11 protein-coding genes are annotated in these 12897 nt (G+C 62.9%); 6 read left to right on the top strand and 5 right to left on the bottom strand.

What is annotated here, in order from left to right:
* Positions 1–79 precede the first annotated feature (79 nt).
* A complete protein-coding gene (locus FJ425_RS30615) occupies positions 80–754 on the bottom strand; it encodes a hypothetical protein (protein ID WP_140542481.1) in 675 nt (224 codons plus the stop codon).
* A 361-nt stretch (positions 755–1115) separates the two neighbouring features.
* Complete coding sequence (gene ileS / locus FJ425_RS30610) at positions 1116–4079, bottom strand: isoleucine--tRNA ligase (protein WP_140631068.1); 2964 nt, start codon at positions 4077–4079, stop codon at positions 1116–1118.
* A gap of 107 nt (positions 4080–4186) precedes the next feature.
* Between ileS and FJ425_RS32245 the strand changes: the two genes are divergently transcribed.
* Together FJ425_RS32245 and FJ425_RS30600 are read left to right on the top strand one after the other, a co-directional pair.
* Complete coding sequence (locus FJ425_RS32245; RefSeq protein WP_246673318.1) at positions 4187–4861, top strand: antitoxin Xre/MbcA/ParS toxin-binding domain-containing protein; 675 nt, start codon at positions 4187–4189, stop codon at positions 4859–4861.
* A 2-nt stretch (positions 4862–4863) separates the two neighbouring features.
* Positions 4864–5298: an RES family NAD+ phosphorylase gene (locus FJ425_RS30600; protein ID WP_140727830.1), complete on the top strand. Its 435-nt coding sequence runs from the start codon at positions 4864–4866 to the stop codon at positions 5296–5298.
* A 3-nt stretch (positions 5299–5301) separates the two neighbouring features.
* Here FJ425_RS30600 and FJ425_RS30595 read toward each other — a convergent pair whose 3' ends face one another.
* The gene (locus tag FJ425_RS30595; protein WP_140631079.1) at positions 5302–6099 is read right to left on the bottom strand and encodes a MipA/OmpV family protein; all 798 of its coding nucleotides are present in this window, start codon (positions 6097–6099) and stop codon (positions 5302–5304) included.
* Between the two features lie 120 nt (positions 6100–6219).
* Entirely contained in the window at positions 6220–7302 is a 1083-nt protein-coding gene (locus FJ425_RS30590) for a glycosyltransferase family 4 protein (protein WP_348643176.1), read from the bottom strand.
* A gap of 301 nt (positions 7303–7603) precedes the next feature.
* On the opposite strand from FJ425_RS30590, the gene FJ425_RS30585 reads away from it, so the two are divergent.
* The 4 genes from FJ425_RS30585 (at position 7604) to FJ425_RS30570 (ending at position 11737) form a co-directional block, all read left to right on the top strand.
* Positions 7604–8497: a hypothetical protein gene (locus tag FJ425_RS30585; RefSeq protein ID WP_140631085.1), complete on the top strand. Its 894-nt coding sequence runs from the start codon at positions 7604–7606 to the stop codon at positions 8495–8497.
* A gap of 110 nt (positions 8498–8607) precedes the next feature.
* A complete protein-coding gene (locus tag FJ425_RS30580; RefSeq protein ID WP_140631087.1) occupies positions 8608–9573 on the top strand; it encodes a glycosyltransferase in 966 nt (321 codons plus the stop codon).
* Positions 9573–11000, top strand: a complete 1428-nt coding sequence (locus FJ425_RS30575) for a glycosyltransferase family 1 protein (RefSeq protein ID WP_140631090.1) — start codon at positions 9573–9575, stop codon at positions 10998–11000. The genes FJ425_RS30580 and FJ425_RS30575 overlap by 1 nt, the downstream gene beginning before the upstream one ends.
* Positions 11001–11182: 182 nt before the next feature.
* Positions 11183–11737: an HdeD family acid-resistance protein gene (locus tag FJ425_RS30570; RefSeq protein WP_140631092.1), complete on the top strand. Its 555-nt coding sequence runs from the start codon at positions 11183–11185 to the stop codon at positions 11735–11737.
* A gap of 160 nt (positions 11738–11897) precedes the next feature.
* Here FJ425_RS30570 and FJ425_RS30565 read toward each other — a convergent pair whose 3' ends face one another.
* Positions 11898–12881, bottom strand: a complete 984-nt coding sequence (locus FJ425_RS30565) for a bifunctional riboflavin kinase/FAD synthetase (protein WP_140727828.1) — start codon at positions 12879–12881, stop codon at positions 11898–11900.
* Positions 12882–12897 lie beyond the last annotated feature (16 nt).

The raw sequence follows: 12897 nt of genomic DNA, 5'->3' as shown, positions 1-12897 counted from the left end.
ACTGACTACTGACTACTGACTACTGACTACTGACTACTGACTACTGACTACTGACTACTGACTACTGACTACTGACTGTTCACAGCCCCAGCCAGTCGAACCAGCCACCCTTCTTGCCTTCGGCCTGCGCCTTGAGACGGCGCTCCTTCTTGTACTCGTCCTCGCCGAGCTCGTTCTGCGGCGCGGTGGCGGCCGCCTGGCGATAGGCAAGCGGGGGCTCGCTCAGATATCTGCGAGTGGTCGGATCGCCCTGCTTCTGTTCGGCCAGCCGGCGCTGAACCTCGGCGCGGCGCGTGGCGCTGGAATCATCCGGCGACCAGCGCGGGGGGTGGCTTGAACCCGACTCCGCCATCGCCTTCTTAACCGCTTCGGGATCGGTCTGGACATCCTCGGCCGCTTCGGCCTGGTAGTTCGGATCGTTCTGATGGGCGGTGGCGTCGGCGCGGATACGGGCACGGCGCGCCTCCGGCGATTCGGGCCAGTCGGCGCTCGCCGTCTCGATGCTCTGCTGCGGCGGCGGCAGGTTTTCCTTCTGCCCCGGGGCCGGCTTCACCAGCTCAGGACGCGGCTTGTAGTCGATCGGATCGCGACGCTTCGGCGTGATCGCGGCGGCGCCGGAAACGTCGTCGAAGAGCTGCGCGGCGGCCGTCTTGTCGGTTCCGTAGGTGGGCGAGCTCATGCAGCCGGACATTGCGACGGCCGATACCACAAGCGGCGCCAGCAGCGCGGCGCGCGCAAACGTTCTGTCGGTCATGCCATAAAGTCCCACTCTAACAGCCTTTCGGTCGCCACCGGCCAAGGGCACGGTCCCCTGCTTCCCCGCATTTGCGATGGAAATCCGGCGACAATTTGTCTGCCGGAGTGTCGCGTGTTTACCTCAACCGCTCGTTAAGGGCAACGCACGGGCGGTTTCGGGCCACCCGGCGCGCTGCTTTTGCACTTGTTTGACGCGTCGTTATCCCAAAACCGCCGGACACTTTTGGGCGACATATACCTATTTGGCTGATGCATGTCGTTATCCCAAAACCGCCCGGACACTTTTGGGCGACATGCATTTATTGGCTGATGCATGTCGTTATCCCAAAACCGCCCGGACACTTTTGGGCGACATGCATCTAGAGCCGCCCAAGCGCCTTCAATTCGTGCAGCACGGCGGCGTCACGGGCCGAGACATCCGGAAATTCCGGATCCCGTCCGACATCGGCGGTGTAGCGCCAGGAGCGCGCGCATTTGACCAGACCGCGATCCTCGGCTTTCTCCACCACAACCGCCACGCCCTTGACGTCGTCGAGCGTGAAGGCGCTTTCCGGGGCCTTGCCATGCTTGACGACGAGATCGCTGGTGATCGCCATCTCGGCCATGTCGACATCGGCGATCGCTGCTTCCAGCGCCGCGTCGTCGAGCGTCACCACCGGCACCGCCTCGAGCGACGAACCGATCAGCTTCTCGGCGCGCGCGATCTCCAGCGCGCCGGTGACGACACGGCGCACCTGCCTTACCTTGCGCCATTTCTCGGCCAGCGCCTCGTTGCGCCAGTTCTGCGGGATCGCCGGGAACTGGTCGAGATGCACCGACACGGCTTGCGGATGGCGGTCGAGCCAGGCTTCTTCGGTGGTGAAGGGCAGCATCGGCGCCAGCCACTTCACCAGGCATTCGAAGAGGTGGCGCACCACCTGCACGGCCGCCTTGCGGCGCAGGCTCGACGGTCCGTCGCAGTAGAGCGCGTCCTTGCGGATGTCGAAATAGAAGGCCGAAAGCTCCACCACCATGAAATCGAGCAGCGTGCGGGTGATGCGCTTGAACTCGAACGCGTCGTAGCCCTGGCGCACCACCTCGTCCAGCTCCGACAGCCGATGCAGCATCAGCCGTTCCAGTTCCGGCATCGTCTCGACCGGCACATCCTGCCCGTCGTCATGGGCCAGCGTGCCCAGCATCCAGCGGATGGTGTTCCTGAGCTTGCGGTAGGCGTCGATATTGGTCTGCAGCACGTTCTTGCCGAGGCGCTGGTCTTCCCAATAATCGGTCGTCACCACCCAGAGCCGCAGGATATCGGCGCCGGACTGCTTGATGACGTCCTGCGGCACGACGGTGTTGCCGAGCGACTTCGACATCTTGCGGCCTTCCTCGTCCATGGTGAAGCCATGGGTGATGACCGTGTCGTAAGGCGCCCTGCCCCTGGTGCCGCAACTTTCGAGCAGCGAGGAATGGAACCAGCCGCGATGCTGGTCCGAGCCCTCGAGATAGACGTCGGCCGGCCATTTGAGATCCGGACGGTCTTCCAGCGTGAAGACATGCGTCGAGCCGGAATCGAACCAGACGTCCAGGATGTCCATCACCTGGTGCCATTTCGAGGCATCGTGATTGCCGAGGAAGCGCGCCTTGGCGCCTTCGGCGAACCAGGCGTCGGCGCCTTCCTTCTCGAAAGCGTCCATGATGCGCCGGTTGACGGCCTCGTCCTTCAGCACATTGCCGTCCTCGTCGGCGAAGACGGCGATCGGCACGCCCCAGGCGCGCTGTCGCGACAGCACCCAGTCCGGGCGCTCCTCGATCATGGCGCGGATGCGGTTCTGGCCCGCCGCCGGCACGAAGCGGGTGTCGTCGATCGCCTTCAGCGCGCGACTACGCAGCGTGGTGCCGTCGCCAAGGTCCTTGTCCATATAGACGAACCATTGCGGCGTGTTGCGGAAGATCACCGGCTTCTTGGAGCGCCAGGAGTGCGGATAGCTGTGCTTCAGCCGGCCGCGCGCGAAGAGCGCGTTGCGCTTGATCAACTCGTCGATGACCGCCTGATTGGCATTGCCCTTCTTGCCGTTGTCATCGATGACGCGCGCCGCACCGCCCTCGCGCCCGGGGCCGAAGCCCGGCGCGTCCTTGGTGAAGAAGCCGGCATCGTCGACCGTGAAGGGGATCGCGGTATCGACGCCGCGCGCCCTCAGCTCGCTCGCGGCTTCCATCCAGGCGTCGAAGTCCTCGCGGCCATGGCCGGGCGCGGTGTGCACGAAGCCGGTGCCGGCATCGTCGGTGACATGCTCGCCGGCAACCATCGGCACCGGGAATTCATAGCCGCCGCCTAGCCCCTTGAAAGGATGCGAAAGCGTAAGCTTCCCAAGCTGTTCGGCCGAGACGCTGTGAAGCCGGTTCAGCGCGACCTTGGCCTTGGCGGCACAGTCCTCGGCCAGCGCGTCGGCAAAGATCAGCTTCTCGCCGGGCTGCGGGCCGAATGCGTTCTCGGCCGCCGTCACATCATAGAGGCCATAGGCGATGCGCGGCGAATAGCTCACGGCGCGGTTGCCGGGGATCGTCCAGGGCGTGGTCGTCCAGATGACGACATGCGCCTCGACCAGATCGAGCGCGGCCTCGTCCAGCGCCGGCGCGGCGCCGGCGACCGGCTGGGCGAGGCTCGCGACCGGGAATTTCACCCAGATTGTGTCGCTCTCATAGTCCTGGTACTCGACCTCGGCCTCGGCGAGCGCGGTACGCTCGACCACGCTCCACATCACCGGCTTCGAGCCGCGGTAGAGCTGGCCGGACATGGCGAATTTCAACAGTTCGCCGGCAATGCGCGACTCGGCATGGTAAGCCATGGTCGTATAGGGATTGTCGAAATCGCCGATGACGCCGAGGCGCTGGAACTCGTCGCCCTGCACCTTGATCCAATGAGCCGCGAAGTCGCGGCATTCCTTGCGGAACTCGTTGACCGGCACCTCGTCCTTGTTCTTGCCCTTGGCGCGATACTGCTCCTCGATCTTCCATTCGATCGGCAGGCCGTGGCAGTCCCAGCCCGGCACGTAGTTGGCGTCATAGCCGCGCATCTGGAAGGAGCGGTTGATGACGTCCTTGAGGATCTTGTTCAGCGCATGGCCGATATGGATGTTGCCGTTGGCGTAGGGCGGGCCGTCATGCAGCACGAATTTCTCGCGGCCGGCGGCCTCCTCGCGCAGCTTTCTGTAAAGGTCCATGCCCTGCCAGCGCTTGACCAAGCCAGGCTCCTTCTCGGGCAGGCCGGCGCGCATGGGGAAATCCGTCTGCGGCAAATAAAGCGTTTTGGAATAGTCGATCGTCTCAACAGTGTCGGTCATTGATCTGCCATCTCAGGGTACCCGACGACAAAAGCCGGGCGTTCAAGTCTTGCTTTGACGCATATCGTTTTCCCAAAAACGAAGCCACCTTCGGGCGATATGCGTTGATGTTCATGAAAAAAACGCGAGGGGCGCGCGCGAAAACACCCGGCGGCTCCAGCGGCGCTCAGGCCGCCCGGAACACCGGGCCCGTAATTCGTATCGCGATCGCGAAAAGGCGCGAAAAGCTCGTCATGGCGTGGCTTTTAGACGAGGCGCGGCGGCTTGAAAAGCCTGAACTCTACGGCATTTCCCCGCTGGAAGCCCTTCTGCCGTCAGTTTTCTTGCGGCATGAGCCATTTGCGCTATATTCATGGGCAAATGGCAACGGAACCAAAACCATGTCCAGCTCGCATATCAGCGCTCAGACAAAGGCGGCCGCGACGTTGTCCGCAGCGGTATCAGACCGGTTTCTCGTCCCCGTGGCCAGGCTCGAAGGCCTTCGTCAGCGAGGCTTCAGCAATGACGAAATCTACAGAATAGTTGGTCCGCGACGCACGTTGGCTCGCCGCAAAGAGCGAAACGAAGCACTGACAGTTGCCGAATCTGATCGGGTCGTGCGGCTAGAGCGGATTTCGGCGATGGCAGATCGGGTATTCGGTAGCCATGAAAAAGCCCAACGCTGGCTCCGCAAGCACAGCAAGGTGCTCGGCGAAACACCTATCAACCTACTCCAGTCCGAGACGGGCGCCGTCTTGGTGGAGGAAGAACTCCATCGCATAGACTATGGCATTTTTGCCTGAGAATGCGGCTCTGGCGCATCTCCAACTATGCCGACCTGTCCGGCATCGGCGGCACGCTGGGCGCTGGCCGCTGGCATTCCTTGGGAACACCGATCGTCTATTGCGCTGATCATCCGGCGACGGCGCTTCTTGAGATACTGGTGCATCTCGACGCGGAAGACCTGCCTCAGACCTATCAGCTTCTGGGAATCGAAGTGCCGGACGGCGTCGCGGTTGCATCCACCAACCTGCCAGCAGATTGGAAGAACAACCTGGCCATGACGCAGCAGCTCGGAACGGACTTTGTCACCGCCGCCACGCATGCGGTCATGGAGGTTCCCAGTGTCATCGTCCCATTCACCAAGAACTTTCTCCTCAGCCCCAGCCTCCTGGCTCGCGACGACATCCACATCGTCAGCGTCACGCATCACCCGGTCGATACACGATTGCTGGGGTAAGACCTACATCGTGAAATTGAAGCGGTAAGTGGTCGAGACACCGAACATCCACTGGTTGCGGTCGCCGCGCTCCTTGACCAGGCTGGAATCGGCCGCCCGCCCCATCAGGCGCGAATATTCGGTGAAAACGCTCGCCGTCATCGGCTCGGTCACTTTCCAGGTGATCGTGCCGCCGAGGCCGGCCGACTTCACGCCGCCGCCCGGATGGTACTCGCTCAAGCCCGAAGCCGCCGCTTCCTTGGCATTGACGCCGTAATAGGCGTCGAAATAGTCCGACGAGGCGAAGGAAACGCGCGGACCGCCGGAAATGCGAACGGCCGGCGTGATGTCGTAGAAGGCGTCGGCCGCGATATCGGCGACGAAACCGTTGTGGGAGCGGATGCCATGCCGCAGCTCGGCCCGCGCGCGAAGCCAGTCCAGCGGATAAAATTCGAAGAAGCCGCCCGCCTCGCCGCCGAAGCGCACCGGATCGAGGCCCTTGAGCTCATCCTTGCTCTCGCGCGAGAATATGAACTTGCCGGTCAAGCCGGCGCGAATGGAACCGTCATCGATCAGTGCCAGCGAGATGTTGTCGTTGCGCGAGGTGAAGCGCGCCTCCGGACCGACCCTGCCGAGCGAAACGATCGGCTGGGCGCTGAGCATATATTTCTTGCCGCCCTCGAAATTCGGCGCGACCAGCGCTGTGGCGCCGAGCGTCAGATACCAGTCGCCGGATATCCAGCTGCCTTCGCCTGCTTGGGCAGCAGGCGCGGTGGACAGGCCCAAGGCGATGGCCAGCGGAATCGTCCCGACAATACGCATCGTCACCCCTTACGCGAAACGCGCCGGCAGCACCACCTGCCAGCGCTCAAGCCATGCCGCGCGTTCGGTAAAATTTGGCTTAAAGTCGTAACGTCGGAACCGGCGGAATCGACGGACGAATTAGGCGACACGCCGGGTGCGGCGAGACGTCTCTATCAGATCGCAAGCCGCTTCCAGTCCGCCGGTAAGCGGGTTTGATGCCCCATAGGCAAGGGCCGCTCTGTGCCATTGCGCGGGGACCGCCGGGTTGCCGGCCTTCAGGATTGCCTGCCGCCAGATTTCAGGATCGTCGCGGTTGGCCACAACCAGCCCCGCTCCGCTGGCTTCGACATATTTTGCATATCCGCAGGCGTCCGATGCGATGACAGGCAAGCCGTTTGCGAGTGCCTCGAGGATCACCGTGCCTGTATTTTCAAGGCGAGCCGGATGCAGCATGAAATCGCTTGCAACCACAATCGCCGGAATGTCTTCCTGGATGCCCAACAGGGTAACCCGTTCCGACATGCCGGATTTGGCAATCAGGGCGCGAAGCCGCGTTTCTTCCTCGCTGCCTTTTCGAAGACCGGCGATCAGCCAATGGATATCCGGGAACGGCTGAAGGCCCTTTACCGCCCGATCGAGACCCTTCACCTTCAATCTATTGGCGATGGTCAAGGCAATGACGGATTTGCGGGGAAGCCCAAAACGATCGCGGATCTCATTGCGGTCGACAGTGAGCAGTTCCGGTCTGCGGCGTTTCGGATCGAGCGTCGGGCCGACGACGTGAATGCGCGATTCCTCGGTTCGCCAGAAGTCTCGGTAAAGCGCTGCCTGGTTTTCGCTGAGCGCAATGATCTGCACGGCGTTGCCAGGGGCAAAGATCATCGATTCGAGATTCTGCTGGCGCATGAAGCGGGGCGAAAACGGCCGCCACCATCCGAGCTTCGACACAAAATAGGGCGGATCGCCGGCATAGTAGATGTCCAGACCCGCCATCTTGTTGAAACCGACCACGCAGTCGAAGTCGCGCCTGGCCGTCAGCACCGACCTTCCCAGCGCATATTCGGTGCCCGGGTTGGAGAGAACCCTTGCCGGCTGGATCTTTATCGCAGCCGAACTCTCGACATGACCGACCTGGCGCGTCGTCAGGATCGTCACGCTATGGCCGCGCCCGACCAGTCGGTCGCTGATATTGAGACAATCCCTCTGCAGACCCCCGTTCATGAAGAGGGTAGAGATTGCGCAGCAGATTCTCATCGCGTTATCCGGAGCGCCGCCCCACCCCCAAGTCAGATCGGAGAGAGACCCCGGGTGCGCCCCAGACTTCCCCATTCAAACAAACACGCCGGGCGCTCAAATGTTGGTCGTGTTGAAAATAGGCATATGCTGTATATAGTCCGTTATCAAGAGACCTGGATGCTGTTGCATTCAAGCTTTTTCAAAAAAACTCAATTGGAGCGCGCATGAAAATTCCACGGAACGATCGTGGCCGCCGAGCCGGCCTCGACTGAAAGCCGCGGCAGCCGTGCCAAAGGCCCTGCGCGAATATGACTTGCAGCAATGGTTGAGGCTGCAGCCGCTGACGCATGCCGTCAAGACTGCCCGTTACCGGAAAATCGACCGGAGGTTTCTGCGTCAGCCGCTCAAGGATGGCGATATCCAGGACATCCGTGCCGCCGTCCGGGGTCGCCATGTCCTGGTTACCGTCGCTTTCGGCGATGCTCAGTGCCTGGATCTGCAGTTGCGGCTGACGAGACAACTCGTTCGCCATGATCTCCACATCGTTGCCGACAACAGCATCGGCGAAGCTTCCGCAGGCGACAACAGGCAGGTATGCGCAGCCCATGGCGCCGCCTATGTCAGGCTGCCGACCAATCCGTGGACCGCAAGAAACCCGAGCCGGTCCCACGGCGCGGCGCTCAACTGGATGTGGCACAATATTCTGAAGCCTGCCGCGCCGGCCGCGTTCGGATTCCTGGACCAGGATCTTTTCCCGACGCAGCCATGCGACCCTTTCGAGCCTCTTGAAGGTGCGCCGTTTCACGGCGACCTCCGCACGGCAGGCTCGCGATGGTATTTGTGGGCTGGCTATTGCTTCTTCCGATTCGACGCCGTCGGCCGCAAGCCTCTTGATTTCGGGCTCGACTGGTTCGCCGGCCTCGACACCGGCGGAGCCAACTGGGATGTGCTCTATCGGGATGTGGATCCGAACAGGGTTCCGCAACGGCCGATAACCGCATTCGCGGCCTTGCCTGGGGTTGAGCTCAGACGGGCCTATTGCGAATGGCGGGGAAGCTGGCTTCATGAAGTCGGCCTCGATGGCGACCTCTCGTTGAAGGCGAAAAAGCGTGAGGCGGTCCTGCGGCTGCTCGCGCCCGCACTTGAGGTCCCGCTCGGATCGGCGCGACAAGGACATTGACGGTCGACAGACCGAGGAAACTTTGGAATTGGAATTTTGAAGCCAGGCTGCCGACATTCGAGAATTCAACGGCCATTCGGTCGCGACCCAGCATCGCAAGGAAAGTTCCATTGCCGACAGTAAGCGTCATCATGCCGGTGCGAGACGGCGCGCAATATGTCGGCGAGGCCCTGCAAAGCATCCTGGACCAGGATCTGGCGGATATCGAAGTCATCGTCGTCGACGACGGATCTTGCGACGACAGCGCCGCGATCGCGACGTCGATCGGCAACCGCGACGGCCGCGTCAAGGTTGTCGCCAACCGCGGCAAGGGGATCGTCGATGCGCTGAACATGGGGATTTCGCTCGCGCGGGCCCCGCTTGTGGCGCGCATGGATTGCGACGATGTCTCGCTGTCCGACAGGTTGCGCCTGCAGGTGGCGTGTTTCCAGGCGGACGCCGATTTGCAGTTGCTCGGCACCGCGGGATTGCAGATCGACCGGGACGGAAACCTGTTGAGGCCGATTGACGTTCCGGCCGGCAACGACCAGTTGCGGGATGCGCTTGCCAGGTACAATCCCATGCTTCATCCGACGGTGATGTTCCGGACCGAGGCCGTCCGGCGCGCGGGAGGCTACCGTCGGGCGTTCACCTATGCCGAGGACTACGATCTTTGGCTGCGGCTTTCCGAGACGGGAAAACTGGCCAACATGGATGCGCGGCTCGTGAAGCTAAGATCGCATCCGGGACAGATATCGCGCATGAAGCAGGATCAGCAAAAGGCGGCAGCGGCATTGGCCAGGCAGTCGGCGCTGCTGCGTCGCAATCGCGCCGAGCCGTTCGACGCCAACGGCCAACCCGCGCAGGCCATCACGAGCTTTCTGGCATCGCGCGCCGCCACAGGGGCCGGCATCTCCAGCCTGGAAAGACGCGACATCGAGTTGCTGTTGCGAACCGCGGGCATACCCATGGCCGTCACTTGCAAGCTGCTGTTCCTTGCGGCTGTCGGCGCCCCTTCCTTCAGGACGCTCGCGCTGGGACCTCGACTGGCCTGGCGCAGGATGATCGCGCGTCCTGCAAGAATTCGGCCCAACTGATGCGGCTTGTCGTCGATCTCTCCAGCATGGTGCGCTGGCTCGGCCCCCCGGTCGGCCTGGTCCGCGTGCAACGCCACTACGCAGCCGCGGCGGCGGCATTCAAGGCCTCCGAGGTGGCGTTCACAGTGTTCGACCCGATCGAGCGGGTGCTTAGACGGGTTTCGCCGAACATGGCGGCGGAGATCATCGCCGGCGACATTTCCTGCGACATGACCTTTTACCCGGACCCTGCCCGCTTCAAGACTCGTTTTTACGATCGCTGGCCGAACTGGGCGCGGCGGTTGCTGATGGCGATCATCAGACCGCGCCGGATCCTGATAGCGGAAATCGGCGCGTTCGGCCGGCGCAATCCCGGCAGCCCTTTCCTTCGTTTTCTCGACCGGATCGAAAACAGGCTAATGAAGGAAACCGAGCGGCGGCAGGTCGCTGGCGTGGGCGGTTCACGCGCCCGGATCGTCCCGCTCAGGACCGTGGCCGGCGACAAATACGATCTTTCGCCCGGCGACCATCTGCTCTTGACGAACAACGACTGGGCGCATACCGATATCGAGGTCATTTCGCGCGAGGCGCGCTTGGCCGGCGCAAAGCTGATCGTGCTGTTGAACGACATCATTCCGATCCAGTTTCCCGAATGGTACAAGCCGCACGACGTCAAGAGATTCACGGACTATGTGGATCTGGCGATGAGACTGGCAGACCGTTTCATCCTGACTTCGAGGCGCGTCACCACCGATGTCGAGGGATATGCCGCCAAGCGCGGCATCCACCTGCCGCAGCTGGAGCATGTCCCTCTCGGCTGCGACAGCGCCCGCAAATCGAAGGCGGACGGCCGCCTGCCGGATGGACTCGAGACGGATCGCTACGTCGTCTTCGTTTCCACCATCGAACCGCGCAAGAACCATTCGCTGCTCATGGATGTCTGGACGCGCCTCGTCGTGGACGGAACAGTCGCGCGTAGCGGCATGAAGCTGGTTTTCGTCGGCCGCGGCGGCTGGCTGGTCGACGGCATCCTGGCCAAGCTTCACGGCCATCCTGCCTACGGCAAGAGCCTCGTTCATCTCGACAACGTCGATGACGGAACGCTGTCCCTTCTTTACCGCAACAGCGCGTTCTGCGTGTACCCGTCGCTTTATGAGGGATATGGGCTGCCGCCCGTCGAGGCGCTGGCCTACGGCAAGGCGCTGATTGCCTCGACGGGCGGAGCCATCGCCGAAGTGGTCGGTTCGTCGGGACTCTGCCTTGATCCGCTCGACGTCGAAGGTTGGGAAGACGCTATGCGGGAATGGATCACTTCGCCCGCGGCCCGTGCTCCGTACGAGGCGAAGGCCGCAGATTTCGTGGCGCGAAGCTGGGGGCAGGCCGGCCGGGAGACGCTGGAGGCGACGCTGGCGCCCTTCCCGGACGAAGTCCAGCCGCCGCCAGGTTGACGATCTCTGCATGCCCGCCGATCGCTGTCATCCGGCCGACGCCGGCCAAGTCGGGTCGTCGGCAAATGGCGGGCTGACGAAGGCGGCGCTTCGCACGCCGTGCTGCTCGCTGGACGCTTAAGTTCATCGGGACTACCTTCCTTTCACCCGCAAGCGGCGCGGCGACATCGGAGGGAAAGATCATGACCTTGCAAGGCGATGCTCTGAAAGACGCGATCGGCCAGACGCGGGACAAATGGGGATGGTTCGTGGCGCTCGGCGTGTTGCTGCTGATCTTCGGCGGCATCGCTTTCGGCAATCTGTTCATCGCTACCGTCGCCTCCGTCTATGTCGTCGGCTGGCTGATGCTGATGGCGGGTGTCATCGAGATCATCCACGCCTTCGGGGTCAAGACCTCGGGACGTTTCTTCTACTGGCTGCTGAGCGGCCTGCTCTACGCCGTCGCCGGCTTCTTCGCCTTCGACAACCCGTTGCTCGCCTCGGCGGTGCTGACGCTGCTGCTGGCCGTCGCGCTCGTCGCTTCGGGGCTTTTGCGGTCCTGGGTGGCCTTCAACCACCGGCCGCAGCAAGGCTGGGGATGGCTGCTGGCGGCCGGCATCATCACCATTCTGCTCGGCCTGATGATCGCCATGGGCTGGCCGGTGAACAGCCTTTGGGTTCTTGGCATCTTCCTGGCGATCGACCTGGTGTTCCAGGGATGGAGCTTCATCGCCATCGGGCTGGCGCTGAAGCGGTAAGCCGCAAGCGGGCGATCTAGGGTGTGTTGAGATTCAGGTCAGGCCGAGCCGAGAACGGTGGTTTCCGAGAACCGGAGCGGAGCGTACTTTTCGTACGTGAGCACCGGAAGCGCAGGAAACCGTCGTTCGCAGGCCGGCATCACCTGAATATCAACGCAGCCTAGAACGCGATTTCGGCGTCCAGTTGCGAGAGCGGGCGCACGCCCTTGAGCAGCGCTCTCGCCTCGGCCTCGTCCTGTTTCATCTGCGCTACCAGCGCATCGAGGCCGTCGAATTTGAGCTCCGGGCGCAGGAAGCCGAAGAACGACACTTGGCAGGTCTCGCCATAAAGATCGCCGGAAAAATCGAAGACGTAGGTTTCGAGCAGCGGCGCGCCATTGTCGTCGACGGTGGGACGCCGGCCGAAGCTGGCGACCCCGTCATGAAGCGCGCCGTCGGCGCGACGGAAGCGGACGGCATAAATCCCCTCCTTCAAACCCGCTTCCGGCGAAAGCCGCATATTGGCGGTCGGGAAGCCGAGAGTGCGGCCAAGCCGCTGGCCGCCGATCACCTCGGTCTCGACGGTGAACCGGTAGCCGAGCAAGCCGGCGGCCTCCTCCACCTTGCCTTCGGCGAGCAGGTCCCGGATGCGGCTCGACGAAACCACCTCCGCGCCTTCATCGCGGAAGGCGTCGACCAGCGTGACTCCGAAGCCGTGCCGTTCGCCGGCCGCCATCAGAAAGGCCGGCCCACCCTGGCGGTCCTTGCCGAAATGGAAGTCGAAACCGGTGACGGCGTGGCGGATGCCGAGGTTCTTCTCCAGCACATCGGTCACGAAAGCCTCGGGCGAGAGCGAGGCAAAATCGCGCGTGAACGGCTGCTCGACCAAAGCGGCAAAGCCAAGCCCGGCGAGCAGCCGCGCCTTCATCGGCGGCGGCGTCAGCACGAAGAGCGGCACCTGTGGCCGGAACACCTTGCGCGGATGCGGCTCGAAGGTGAGCACCAAAGCGGGCACGCCATTGCGGGTTGCTTCGCTCAGCGCGCGCTCCAGGACGGACTGATGGCCGCGATGGACACCGTCGAAATTACCGATCGCCACGACGCCGCCGCGCAAATGCGCGGGCAGCGGCGCGACCGCCGAAAGACGTTGGAAGGCTTGGTTCATGTCGAGGCGCCCGTCA

The sequence above is a fragment of the Mesorhizobium sp. B2-7-2 genome (assembly GCF_006440775.1).
Taxonomy (GTDB): domain Bacteria; phylum Pseudomonadota; class Alphaproteobacteria; order Rhizobiales; family Rhizobiaceae; genus Mesorhizobium.
This window is presented reverse-complemented; position numbering and strand designations above follow the sequence as displayed.

Coding starts and splice junctions, on each gene's coding strand:
- FJ425_RS30600 (WP_140727830.1), top strand. CDS start 4,864: ATGCGGCTCTGGCGCATCTCCAACTATGCCGACCTGTCCGGCATCGGC.
- FJ425_RS32245 (WP_246673318.1), top strand. CDS start 4,187: ATGTTCATGAAAAAAACGCGAGGGGCGCGCGCGAAAACACCCGGCGGC.
- FJ425_RS30615 (WP_140542481.1), bottom strand. CDS start 754: ATGACCGACAGAACGTTTGCGCGCGCCGCGCTGCTGGCGCCGCTTGTG.
- FJ425_RS30595 (WP_140631079.1), bottom strand. CDS start 6,099: ATGCGTATTGTCGGGACGATTCCGCTGGCCATCGCCTTGGGCCTGTCC.
- FJ425_RS30575 (WP_140631090.1), top strand. CDS start 9,573: ATGCGGCTTGTCGTCGATCTCTCCAGCATGGTGCGCTGGCTCGGCCCC.
- FJ425_RS30565 (WP_140727828.1), bottom strand. CDS start 12,881: ATGAACCAAGCCTTCCAACGTCTTTCGGCGGTCGCGCCGCTGCCCGCG.
- FJ425_RS30590 (WP_348643176.1), bottom strand. CDS start 7,302: ATGAACGGGGGTCTGCAGAGGGATTGTCTCAATATCAGCGACCGACTG.
- FJ425_RS30570 (WP_140631092.1), top strand. CDS start 11,183: ATGACCTTGCAAGGCGATGCTCTGAAAGACGCGATCGGCCAGACGCGG.
- ileS (WP_140631068.1), bottom strand. CDS start 4,079: ATGACCGACACTGTTGAGACGATCGACTATTCCAAAACGCTTTATTTG.